The sequence below is a fragment of the Mesorhizobium silamurunense genome (assembly GCF_014843905.1).
GTDB classification, from domain to species: domain Bacteria; phylum Pseudomonadota; class Alphaproteobacteria; order Rhizobiales; family Rhizobiaceae; genus Mesorhizobium; species Mesorhizobium silamurunense.
Map to the genome: position 1 here is coordinate 56220 of NZ_LPVS01000067.1, position 11975 is coordinate 68194.

Consider the following 11975-nt stretch of genomic DNA (forward strand, 5'->3'; position numbering starts at 1 on the left):
ATTCTGACATGTCTGACTACATTCCGTTTTCGCACGGGCTCTATATTGACGGGAAATGGCGACCCTCGTCCGACGGCCGCGTCATCGAGGTGGTCGATCCTTCGACCGAGGCCGTGATCGCGGCGGTTCCCGATGCCACGCTCGCCGACGCTGCTGCCGCCGTCGATGCGGCCGAGAAGGCGGCAACAGGCTGGCGCGATACCCCGCCGCGCAGGCGATCAGAGATCCTGAGGCGCTGCTTCGAGCTTATGACCGAACGGGCGGAGACTCTGGCCGCGCTGGTCTCCCTGGAGAATGGCAAGGCGCTGCGCGACGCGCGCGGCGAAGTCGCCTATGCGGCCGAGTTCTTCCGGTGGAACGCCGAGGAAGCGGTTCGTATCAGCGGCGAGTTCGGCCTTGCGCCGTCCGGCGCAAACCGGATCGTGGTCGACTACCTGCCCATCGGCATTTGCATTCTGATCACGCCGTGGAATTTCCCGGCAGCGATGGCGACACGCAAGATCGCGCCGGCGCTTGCAGCCGGCTGCACCGTGATCCTGAAGCCCGCCAGCGAGACGCCGCTGACAGCCTACGCACTTGCCGCTCTCTACGAAGAAGCCGGCGTGCCGCCTGGTGTCGTCAACGTTATCACCACCTCCAATCCAGGCCCGGTGGCGGCGGCCATGCTTGCTGATGCGCGGGTGCGGAAGCTTTCGTTCACCGGCTCGACCGGCGTTGGCCGCGTGCTTCTTGCCGAAGCGGCAAAACACGTCATCTCCTGCTCGATGGAGCTTGGCGGCAATGCGCCGTTCATTGTGTTCGATGATGCCGATCTGGAGGCAGCCCTCGATGGCGCGATGGTCGCGAAGATGCGCAATGCCGGCGAGGCCTGCACGGCCGCTAATCGGCTCTACGTGCAGGCGGGCATCCATGACGCTTTCGCGGAAGGGCTGCGCAAACGCATGGCAGCGCTCAATATCGGCCCGGGCACAGACTCAGAAACCGAATGCGGGCCGATGATCACCAGGAAGGCTGTCGACAAGATCGATCGGCTCGTCCAGGACGCGGTTGCCCGCGGCGCGAAAGTTCTGTGCGGCGGAGCTGCCTCTGAAGGCAGAGGCTACTTCTATCCGCCAACTGTGCTTCGCGACGTACCGGCTGACGCGGCAATGGCGCATGAGGAGATATTCGGCCCCGTGGCTCCGATCAGCCGCTTCGAACACGAGGCGGAAGCAATCGCGAGGGCGAACGATACCGAATACGGCCTGGCCGCCTACATCTACACGCGCGACCTGGCGAAAGGCATGCGTGTGGCATCGAAGATCGAGTCCGGCATGATTGCGCTCAATCGTGGCCTGATGTCGGATCCGGCGGCGCCCTTCGGCGGCGTCAAGCAGAGCGGGCTGGGGCGAGAAGGCGGCCAGAAGCACGGCATAGCCGAGTTTATGGAGGCGAAGTACATCGCCGTGACGATCTGAGCAGACAGATGCCGAAAGATCCGTTCCGCATTCGTGATCACGTCGCCGAGTTCGACGACATCGTAGCCGAGATCGTCCGCCGCAGCGCAGAGACCAGGGCGAGAGTTCCGATGGTCGCCGATGTCGCCTATGGGCCGGACAGCACCGAAACCCTCGACCTGTTCTTCCCTGAAGGCAAACGAGATCGCCTGCCGGTGCACATGTTCATTCACGGCGGCTACTGGCGCATGTTCTCCAAGCGCGACTATTCCCATGTCGCCGAGACAGTCACGAATGCGGGAGCGATCGCGGTCATCGTAGACTATGCGCTGATGCCCGCGGTGAGGATGGCTAGGATTGTCGACCAGGTACGCCGCGCCAGGCAATGGGTGCATGACCACATCGCAAACCACGACGGTGATCCCGGCCAGCTAACCGTTAGCGGCCATTCCGCCGGCGCGCATCTCGCGACGATGCTTTTCGATGACGACAGCAGGCCTTCAGGCATCAAAGGTGCTCTCCTGCTCGGGGGCATTTACGATTTGAAGCCGTTGCAAGCGTCTTTTCTTGCCGCCGAGATCGCGATCACCGATGAAGAGGTCCAGCGGTTCTCGCCGATCGATCATCGCTTCGATCATCCGTGAGCGTCAAGATTTCTGTTGGGGCGGACGAAACGCCGCCCTTCCACGGTCAAGCCGCGACTTTCGCAGAAAGTCTCGAAAAGCAAGGGCTGGTCGTCTCGCGCACGAGCCTTGCAGCGGCCAATCATATGAGCAGCGTCCGTGACCTTGGCTTGGCCGGCACGCAGGCGGCGGCATTGTTGGCTCGTGTGCTGGCCATGTGAAAGGCCCACATGGCCGGAGGTCGGCAGATCCGCTTTCGGGAAGCGGCAGAGCCTGCCTCTACGGACGACATGAGGCGCAAAGCTGCCCTCCAATTGCCACGGGCGGAAGTCGATAGCGCAGACTCAGATCGGTAGAGCGCCCTGCTCGGGTTGCTTGCTTCCCAACACGCATCACACGCTTCGGTTTCGACCACTCGCAGGTCGATTCGTGACGCTTGCGGAGATGTATGTGCAGGGCGTGTCGGCCAGGAAGGTCAAGGCGACCACGGAAGAGCTGGATCATTGCAGTCATTTCTACGGTCTGGTCCATTCACCAAAACAAGATGGGGTGGAACGGCTCCCGCTGCCGTTGACGGCATTCCGACGGTTGGAAGGGGTGCTGTCGCAGCGACCCCACGATACAGGAGCCGTCCACGGAGGACATCGCTAGTCCAAAGGCGACAGAGAGCATTGCCGCTTTTTGTTCAGTGTCGTGTTTACCTCGTTCGCAAGTCTATTGGGCGACCTGGGACACAGCTGACATCAGCTCCTGCGGGCTTGGCGCCGCAAACATGTATCGCCCACCCTCTGGAACCTCCGTGAAGCTCCAACGGACGATCCCCTGCCGGTCCAGTAGGAACTGACCGATCAGTTGTCCGTGTCCCGTTGCCATCATCTGCTCGTCGGCTTCGGTCACTTCGTAATGGTCCCTCTTGTCGAGGAATTCGCTGGCCGCAAAAGGATCCATTGGACCGGGCAACTCGCCTGGTACGTCGACCCGCATATCCTTTGCCACTGCCATCGAGACCTTGTACGGCCAGTTCGTCTCGTTTTCGGTGAATTCGAGATTGGGCAGTCCAAAAGCACGATGTGAAGCGCGTTCAGGGTCGGAGGCCGCGAGCAGATTAGGCATCGGGTGGTAGCGGAAATAGAGACGCGCCCGCTCGATCGGCGTGTTGACGACCGTCAGGCTCCCCACGCCCTTTTCGCGCAGCTCCGGATCAAGCCGCGCCTGGGCGGCGATATGGCGCCGGCAAAACGCACAATGCAGACCTCGAAACAAGCCGACCAGCACCGGCTTTTGTCCGCGAAAGTCGTCAAGCGCGATCTTGCCTTCCTGGGTAATGGCGTCGAGTACCACGTTTGGAGCACGATCGCCCGGTTGAAGCGGTACCAAGTCAATACGCGCGGACATTTCCACCTCCCACCCCGGCTAGTCGAGAAAAGGCAGCACCACAAGCGCTTCCGGGTCGAGCCCGTGCTGGGCGCATATACCCTGCGCCAGGGAAAAGTAGCGTTCGGCCTCGGCCAGATTGTCGAGGTCGAGACTAAGCGTTGCAAGACCATCATAGCACGGAAACAGCAGTTGGGGTTCGCCCGTTTCGCGGGCTACGTCCAGTGCTTCGTTGAACAAGCCAACCGCCAGTTCCGGACGGCCGTTGCACTGGTGGATCTGCCCAAGCACGATCAACGGCACCGGCAGGTGCTCGCGCTGGTCGAGCGCGCGGTCGATCTCGATGGCCTTCTCGGCAGCAGGCACGCCCTCCGTTGGACAGCGATCCGTGAAAGTACAGCAAGCGACCGCCAGATTGGCAAGCAGGCGCGCCTGGAAACCCAAATCACCAATATGGCGCGCCACTTCAAGACCGCGCCGACAGACCTCCATCGCCTTTGCCGGATCGATTGTCGTGTAAAGCACGCCGAGATTGGTGTAGCCGCGGCAGGCCGTGCCCAGCAGACCGGCTGCTTCGGCCAATTCAATGCTACGCTCAATCTGACGCACGGCTTCATGGTTTCGCCCAAGGCGAGCCAGCGCAACAGCCTTGGTATTGAGTGCCTCGGCGGTCACAAGAGTGGCATCACGCCCCACCTCGGAGACATGCTCTGTTGTCAGAGCGCGTACGCAATCCAGCGCCGCGTCTGCCCATTTTGCCGCGAGAGCGTGATCTCCGCTACGGAACGCCTGTCGGCCACGTTCTTGCCAGAGATGCGCCTGCTCGACCGGGGCATCCGCGCCATCGAGAAGCGCTGCCGCTTCGGCATAACGGGATTCCGCGTTGTCCCGCTTGCCGACGTCCCAGAACAGCCGACCGATCTTACGCAAAACTCGCGCCGAAGCGACGCGATCGGCCGACTCGCGGTATGCCTGCAATACCATCTCGTAGTGCTGGTGCGCGATCTCGCGGCGGCCCAGCGGGCCGCTCAAATCGGCAATGCGCTCTGCAATTGCCAGTTTGAGCGGTGTTTGCCCGACCGCGCCCAACGCAGTCATTGCTCGTTCGTAGAAACGAAGGGCGTCGTCGTTGGCATATATCATGCGAGCGCGATCGCCCGCCGCCTGCAGGTAATGCGCGCCCCTCTCCCGCTCAGCGCTCTGTGCGAAATGATGACCGAGCACGGTCAAATCCTCGAGCCGTTCCGGCTTGTCGCCGTACAGTTGCTCCAAGGCAGCACCGACCCGCCCGTGGATGTCGGTCCGGCGCTGCAGGAGCAGATTCTGGTAGATCACGTCCTGCAGCAACGTTTGCGTAAAGCGGTAGCTTTGCGACGAGACCGAGCCTGATCCGGCAACTTCCTCGATGATTTCCGCATCGCAAAGCAGTTCGCAGCCGGCCTCCAGGCGGCCGGGATCGGCTGTCACGGCTTTCAGAAGTGTGGCATCGAAGCGCGGACCGATTACCGCAGCCTCCTGGGCCAACCGGCGCACCTCTTGGGGCAGCCGGTCGACGCGGGCAAGCAACATTGCCTGGATAGTGGCGGGAATGCCGGTTGCGACTTCGCCTGCCACAGTCCGCCATCGCTGGCCCTCGCGCACCAGTATACCGCGATCGATAAGGCCGCGAACGATCTCTTCTACAAAAAGGGGGTTGCCGCCTGCGCGCTCGAGGATCTGGTCGGGAAGCACTCCTGCGGAGTTTACCCAGCTCTCGCCGAAAAGCGCCGCCAGCAGGCTGCGTCCGGCATCACTGTTGAGCGGCGAAAGCCTGAGCGCTGTATGACTGACCCGACTTGAATCGAGCTGGTCGTTGTGCGGCGCCGGACGATGCGTGACCAGCAACATCAACCGCGTGCGTTCCAACCTATCCATCACGAAACGCAGTGCCTCGAGCGACACGGCGTCGGCCCAGTGCAGGTCTTCGACGACAATCAACAGCGGCGACAACGCAAGCCGCCGTTCGATGATCGTGCGGACTGCGTAGAGAATTTGCCGCCGCAGCTGCTCGGGCTCGACATGCTGCAAGGTGGCATCGGGGTCGCCAAGGCCAAGCACATGGTAGAGCAAAGGCATCAGCCGCTTCGCCTCCTCGCCCTGCAGGCCGAGATCGTTAAGCAAGGCCGCGAGCTTCCCCCGCATTTCGTCCCCACTGTCGTTTTGCATCATCCCGGCAGCGCTGCGCACCACTGCGCCCAAGGCGCCAAATGATTGTTCGCCCAGCGGTGAGCACGTGGCCTGCCGCACGACGACGTTGCGAAAACGATCCTCGTCGCCGACGCGGGCGACGAACTCCTTCACCAGCCGCGATTTCCCGATACCGGCTTCTCCGACGAGGCGGACAAGTTGGGCCGAGCCGCCGCACGCCTGATCAAGGCTCGCCAGCATTCTATTGAGCTCCGCACCACGACCTATTATCGGCGCACTGAGGCCGAGCGCCTCGAGCCCACGCGCTGCACGCGGCGCCGCAAGCGGTCCATCCAGTCGATGGACGAGCACGCTGCCAGCCTTGCCGCGAAGCACGACATCACCCAGCGACTCATAAGAGAAGGCATGCCGGGTCAGCCTGTGAGTGAGCTCGCCGACCAGCACCTCACCCGGTGCGGCCAGCGATTGCAGGCGTTGCGCCGTGTTCACTGTGTCGCCGGTCACCGAATAGGATTTGGCGGTGCCAATGCCCAATCCCCCAGTAACGACCGGACCAGTGTTTATGCCGATGTGGAGTAACAGAGGCGAAACGGATTGGGGGGCGCTTTCGCCGAGCCGCGCCGTCCGGGCGATCATGTCGAGAGCGGCGCGAAGCGCACGTTCCGGATCGTCCTCATGCGCGACCGGCGCACCGAATAATGCGAGCAGTGCATCGCCGATGAATTTGTCGACGAAACCCCCAAAGTTTCGCACGGCCGCCGTCAATTCCTTGAACAGTTCGTTCTGCAGCGCTTGCATGACCTCGGGGTCGAGCTGCTCGCTGAGTGTCGTGAAGCCACAAAGGTCGGCAAACAGGACCGTTACCGTCCTGCGATCGGCGTCAGAGACGGGATGCAGCCTCTCTTCGCTTTCGATGTTCGCAAGCAGCGACGGAGTCCGGGATGGCGGCACCATGGTCCGGCTTGGTGTCGGAGCAGGTCGTTCGACGGCTTTTTCAGGCGCACCGACGCTTGCCCCACATTTCGGACAGAACTCGAATTCAGGTGCGCAGGGGTAGCCGCAATTGGCGCATGGCATGGGCTGGCGCCGGCCACACCTCGGACAGAAGGCGTAACCGCCCTCAACCTCGAAACCGCAGCCCGAGCAGTCCATAGAACAAGACCTCACTAGGGGCCGTGACGGCGTGATCTCGCCACGCGCTTCACGGCCAGGGTATTCACAAGAATGGACCTATAGCCGTCGACCAGCAAGCGGCTGCGCAAATGGGCATCGAGCGATCGGGTGGGTCCTGTGGCAGAGCGCTGCCGATTCGGGCGGCTGCGTGGCCGTCGTTTGCGAAAGTTCCCTCTTGCCTCCGTCTTCCTGCTATCGTGGAGATGAGGAGACGGACCCTTGAGCGAGAATCGTAAGCTAGCCGCAATCCTGGCTGCAGATGTGGTCGGATACAGCCGGCTCGCGAGCGCGGACGAAGATCGTACTTTGGCGAGGTTGAGGGCACTGCGCAGCGACCTGATCGATCCGACCATCGAAGTGCACCACGGGCGGGTGATCAAGCGCACCGGGGATGGGGTGTTGGTTGAGTTCCGCAGTGTGGTGGATGCGGTGCGCTGCGCCGTTGAGGTTCAGAATGGCATGGTTGAGCGCAATGCCGGCGTGCCGCAGGACCGCCGCATCGAGTTCAGGATCGGCATCCATCTGGGGGATGTGGTCGAAGAAAGCGACGGCGACCTGATGGGCGACGGCGTCAACATCGCCTCGCGTTTGGAGGGCGTCGCGGCGCCCGGCGCCATCTGCCTTTCCGAGGATGCCTATCGCCAGGTCAAGGCGAGGCTCGACCTCTCGGTCAGCGATCTCGGCAGCACGCAGCTCAAGAACATCGCCGAGCCGATCCGGGTCTATTCGCTGCAAGTCGGCGGCGCCGGGACCAAGGCGGCCGCGACCTCGGAAACCGCGACGAGCCGGCCGGCGATGGCAGCGCCGCCGAAGCTGTCGATCGCCGTCCTGCCGTTCGCCAACATGAGCGGTGACGCCGAACAGGACTACTTCGCCGACGGCATCTCTGAAGACATCATCACGGCGCTGTCCAAACTGTCGCAACTCTTCGTCATCGCACGCAATTCGTCGTTCACCTTCAAGGGCCAGAACGTCCATGTGCAGGAGGTGGGCACGAAGCTCGGCGTGCGGCATGTACTTGAGGGCAGCGTACGCAAGTCGGGGAACAAGGTGCGCATCACCGCGCAGCTCATCGATGCAACCTCGGGCGGCCATCTTTGGGCGGAGCGGTTCGATCGCGACCTGACCGACATATTCGCCGTGCAGGACGACGTGACGCAGCAGATCGTCGGTGCGCTGGCGCTCAATCTGACTGAGGATGACCGTCAGCGGCTGGCGCCCGAGCGCCCGCGCAACACGGAGGCGTATGACTGTTTCTTGCGGGGCCGGGAGCTGTGGCACCGGCTGACGAAGGAGACGAACGTCGCAGCCCGCGACCTCTTGCAACGTGCCATCGAACTGGACCCGAAGTTTGCCTCTGCCCACGCTTTCCTCGCCCTCACGCACGGGCTCGATTACCTGAACAGGTGGAGTGCATCGCCGTCGGAATCGATGGCGCAAGCAGAAGAGGCCGCAACGCGAGCGGTAACGCTGGATGGCAGCGATCCCTGGGCGCACTGGGCGCTGGGTATAGTCAAGCTGTACACACGACGGCACGATGGGGCCATCAACGAGGCCGAGCGCGCGATAGTCCTCAATCCGAACTTCGCCGAAGGGCACGTCATCCTCGGCGAGGCGCTGTACTATTCGGGCAGATCCGAGGAGGCCCTCGAGAGCTTCGCCCGGGGGAAGACCTTGAATCCATACTTTCCGGATGTGCTTCTGCACTTCCAGGCTTTAGCCTCGTTTCAACTAGGAAGGTACGAAGAGGCCGTTGACCTCTTGATGCAACGGCTGGCTCGCAACGCTGTCACCGACGTCTCACGCGCGCTTCTGGCCGCCAGCTACGGCCATTTGGGCCGTTTCGCCGAGGCCCGCGCGGCATGGCAGGAGGTGCTTCGCGTCAATCCCGACTATTCGCTGGAATACCGTCGCAAAGTCTTGCCCTACAAGAACCCTGCCGATTTCGAACGCGTGGTGGACGGGCTCCGCAAGGCCGGCGTTGTGCAATGACAGGTGAGTCAAGTCAGGCCTTGAACTGCAGCCGATCCTTTTTGCCCGCTTCTAATCCGCCTCGATCTTGACAGAGCAGTGCTGCCATCCGATGCCGTCATCGTTTTTGACATTCGCCGACTCTTGCCGAAGAAAACGAAAGCTCGATGATCCAGGAAATCGCCGGCTATGTTTCGGGACTCTTGTTCTCCCTTCGAACCAGGCGCGGGTAGGACGGCGTGGCGCATAATCCCTTGGTTTCAATCGTCGTTCCTGCGCACAACGCGGAGGTAACCCTGGCGCGCGCACTCGATTGCCTTCTCGATCAGGAAATAGTGGATTGGGAGGCAATCATCATCGACGACGCCTCCACGGACCGCACTCCCGCGATCATCGCCGGTTATGTGCAGCAGGATGCCCGATTTCGGACGTTGAGGTCTTGCGCGTATAGCGCCGCCGGCGCGCGCAACAGCGGGATTTCGACAGCGCGCGGCCGCTGGCTGATGTTTCTGGATGCGGACGATTGGGTGGATGCCAGCTTCCTTGCGAAAATGCTGGCCGCGCTGAAAACCGCTCCCGATGCTGTGGCCGCCTATTGCGGTTCTCGGCGCGTGATGCCCGATGGCGAACTCACCCCGTCGAGCATCTCAACGGAGGTTGCGATCCAGCCCTTCGAAACATTCGCCCGCCGATGTGCCATTCACACCCACGCGCTGCTGGTCGACCGGGAGACAATTGTCGAGTTGGGCGGTTTCGATGTGTCGCTGCGCACCTGCGAGGACTGGGATCTGTGGCAGCGCCTCGCGCGTCTAGGCAAACGTTGGGTGATGGTCGACGAGCCGCTCGCTTTCTATCGGGTCAGCCCCAACTCGCTCTCCCGCAATTCGACGCAGATGCTGGCAGATGCGGAAATCGTGATCGCCCGCGGCTTTTCGCCTGATCCCAGGGTCAAATATCCGGCATCGGCCCACGCCAATGGAGCGATCGAAGCGAACGGCCGCCCCGCTTCCGAGGCACTCGCGTGGTTTGCGCTGTGGAACACCGCGTCGGATTGCGGCCGCGGCTCGCGCTCGATCAACCCGCAGTCCCTGCGCGCGCTCCCGGCAGGACGTAAGTGGGCGCATGAGATCGCCAAGGTGGTCTTCGATGGCCTTATGGTAGGAAGCCTATCGGTGCCAGCGCAATTGGCTGCCAGGTGGGACAGGTTCGGCGGCTCCCTCACCGAGTTAATCATCGAACTCGGCAAGGTCTGGGGCGATCCCGTAGCGGGTCGCCGCGTCCAGTATCACCTTGAGCAAATGCTTCTCGACTTCGATGACCTTGCCACGCCACGCAGACTGGGGCGGACACTCGGAATTCGCGTCGACGCTCGAAATCCGACCCCGATCGAACTTCCGGAAGGCATTGATCAAATTTATGCCTATCTGATGATCGATGGCCGGATCGAGGCTCGCGTGCAGTTCGGCGCGCTCGGGACTGTGACAAGGCGTCATTGGATTGAATTGATCCTGAATCTCGTGCCCCCCGAGCGGCTTGCACCGCAAAAGGGCGCCGGTGCCGACACGTCGAACATGTTTGCAGCCGAGGCATTGTTGTCCACAGCGGGACGCCGGTCTGATCGGGACAGCCACTTCGGCAAACTCGCGCGCTTGGCCGCGGAAGCGCAGGAGCTGGTTCGGTCGAGCGCCGAAGCTACAGATACAGAGCCTCTTGCAGCGCCGCGCCGTGCACCGGCCGCGGATGACCACGACAATGATCGCACGTCGTTCTGGAATCGCCGTTTCGCGACCGAGGACCCCTGGAACTACGGTTCGCCCTATGAGCAGGAAAAATATCAGCGGCAGCTCGAAATTCTGCCTGCCGGTCCCATCGTACGGGCGCTTGAGCTGGCCTGCGCGGAGGGCCAATTCACGCGACAGCTGGCGGCGCGCGTGGGCCATTTGACCGCAACTGACATCTCCCCCATAGCCATCGGGCGGGCGCGCGCGCGATGCAGCGATCAGCCGAATGTTGAGTTCGGCGTACTGGATTTCTCTGCCGACACGCTGCCGGGTGAGATGGATCTGATCGTCTGTTCGGAAGTGCTCTACTACCTGGATGATCTCGCCGAGTTGCGGCGCATCGCCAAAAAATTCGTTGAGGCGTTGGCGCCTGGCGGCAGTTTCATCAGCGCGCACGCATTCGTGCTAGGTGACAATGTTGAAAGGACCGGCTTCGACTGGAACACATTCGGTGCACAAGCGATCTCAGAGACGCTGGCAGCGACCGAAGGCCTCGTCCTCGAGCAATCGATCCAGACCGAGCTCTATCGCATAGACCGCTTTCGCCGCCTGTCACCAGACGACGTGGCGACGGAACCGATGATTGATCAAGTGCCAATCCGCGCGCCCATCGGAATAGGGGTCGCGCGAAATATCGTCTGGGGCGGAGCGCGGGCCTTGCGCCGCGACGTCGCACGTAGCGAGCGGCGGCAGCGTATCCCTGTCCTCATGTATCACAGCGTCGCCGATGATGGTCCGGCCGCGCTCGCCCGTTATCGGTGCACGCCCGCCGCATTCGGCAGCCAGATGGCATGGCTGCGCGCCAATGGCTTTCACGCGATTATGTCGGAGCAGCTGGAATGGTTCATCGCCAGCCGTCAGCCTTTCGTTGGCCGCCCAGTGCTCATCACGTTCGATGACGGCTTCCAGAACTTTGCCGACCATGCCTGGCCGACCTTGCGCGCGAACGACCTGACCGCGGAAGTTTTCCTGGTGACGGACCTGGTGGGTGAAAGTGCACAGTGGGACGCCGTCAGCGGTCCGCCAACGCCGCTTATGGACGCCGGGACGGTGCGACGCCTCACCGGCGAAGGTGCGTTCTTCGGAAGCCATCTGGCGACGCATCGCGCGATCGATGGTCTGTCGAGCTCCGACTTGGCCGCCGAACTCCTGCGCTCTCGTATGTTCATCGAACGGTGGACCGGTCGGCCAACCACGGCGTTCGCGGCACCCTACTCCGTCACCGACCGACGGCTTGGCCGGCTGGCCAGGGAGTGCGGCTATCGGATCGGCTTCGGCGGTAGACACGGGCCGGCGGGCCTCGATTGCGATCCCATCGACCTTCCGCGCATCGAGATTCGTGGGGATCGCTCGCTCGATGACTTTGTTGCCATTGTCGAGGCGGTGCTCGAATGAAGCGGCCGGATCAGGCGCCAGAGGCTAACCGATAG

Annotated in this window: 7 protein-coding genes; 5 read left to right on the plus strand and 2 right to left on the minus strand. The window is 62.5% G+C overall.

Annotated elements, in window-relative coordinates:
- The first annotated feature begins 8 nt into the window (after nucleotides 1–8).
- From AU465_RS18245 to AU465_RS37485, 3 genes are read left to right on the plus strand one after another with little or no spacing between them, the layout of a single operon-like run.
- A complete protein-coding gene (locus AU465_RS18245; RefSeq protein ID WP_376774866.1) occupies nucleotides 9–1457 on the plus strand; it encodes an NAD-dependent succinate-semialdehyde dehydrogenase in 1449 nt (482 codons plus the stop codon).
- Nucleotides 1458–1465: 8 nt separating this feature from the next.
- Complete coding sequence (locus AU465_RS18250; protein ID WP_312891281.1) at nucleotides 1466–2080, plus strand: alpha/beta hydrolase; 615 nt, start codon at nucleotides 1466–1468, stop codon at nucleotides 2078–2080.
- The gene (locus AU465_RS37485) at nucleotides 2077–2280 is read left to right on the plus strand and encodes a hypothetical protein (RefSeq protein ID WP_312891282.1); all 204 of its coding nucleotides are present in this window, start codon (nucleotides 2077–2079) and stop codon (nucleotides 2278–2280) included. The genes AU465_RS18250 and AU465_RS37485 overlap by 4 nt, the downstream gene beginning before the upstream one ends.
- Before the next feature lie 493 nt (nucleotides 2281–2773).
- Here the strand turns inward: AU465_RS37485 and AU465_RS18255 are convergent, their stop codons facing one another.
- Complete coding sequence (locus AU465_RS18255) at nucleotides 2774–3454, minus strand: redoxin domain-containing protein (RefSeq protein WP_192250659.1); 681 nt, start codon at nucleotides 3452–3454, stop codon at nucleotides 2774–2776.
- An 18-nt stretch (nucleotides 3455–3472) separates the two neighbouring features.
- Entirely contained in the window at nucleotides 3473–6772 is a 3300-nt protein-coding gene (locus tag AU465_RS18260) for an ATP-binding protein (RefSeq protein WP_192250663.1), read from the minus strand.
- A 240-nt stretch (nucleotides 6773–7012) separates the two neighbouring features.
- On the opposite strand from AU465_RS18260, the gene AU465_RS18265 reads away from it, so the two are divergent.
- Together AU465_RS18265 and AU465_RS18270 are read left to right on the plus strand one after the other, a co-directional pair.
- Nucleotides 7013–8785, plus strand: coding sequence for an adenylate/guanylate cyclase domain-containing protein (locus AU465_RS18265; RefSeq protein WP_192250667.1), 1773 nt, complete (start codon nucleotides 7013–7015; stop codon nucleotides 8783–8785).
- Between the two features lie 233 nt (nucleotides 8786–9018).
- Nucleotides 9019–11940 carry a trifunctional glycosyltransferase/class I SAM-dependent methyltransferase/polysaccharide deacetylase gene (locus AU465_RS18270; RefSeq protein ID WP_210325149.1) on the plus strand — a complete coding sequence of 974 codons (2922 nt, stop codon included), beginning with the start codon at nucleotides 9019–9021 and terminating at the stop codon, nucleotides 11938–11940.
- The last annotated feature ends 35 nt before the right edge of the window (nucleotides 11941–11975 follow it).

Bases quoted from the DNA above. Each gene is read 5' to 3' on its own strand.
- AU465_RS18245 (WP_376774866.1), top strand. From the start codon at position 9: ATGTCTGACTACATTCCGTTTTCGCACGGGCTCTATATTGACGGGAAA.
- AU465_RS18250 (WP_312891281.1), top strand. From the start codon at position 1,466: ATGCCGAAAGATCCGTTCCGCATTCGTGATCACGTCGCCGAGTTCGAC.
- AU465_RS18255 (WP_192250659.1), bottom strand. From the start codon at position 3,454: ATGTCCGCGCGTATTGACTTGGTACCGCTTCAACCGGGCGATCGTGCT.
- AU465_RS18260 (WP_192250663.1), bottom strand. From the start codon at position 6,772: ATGGACTGCTCGGGCTGCGGTTTCGAGGTTGAGGGCGGTTACGCCTTC.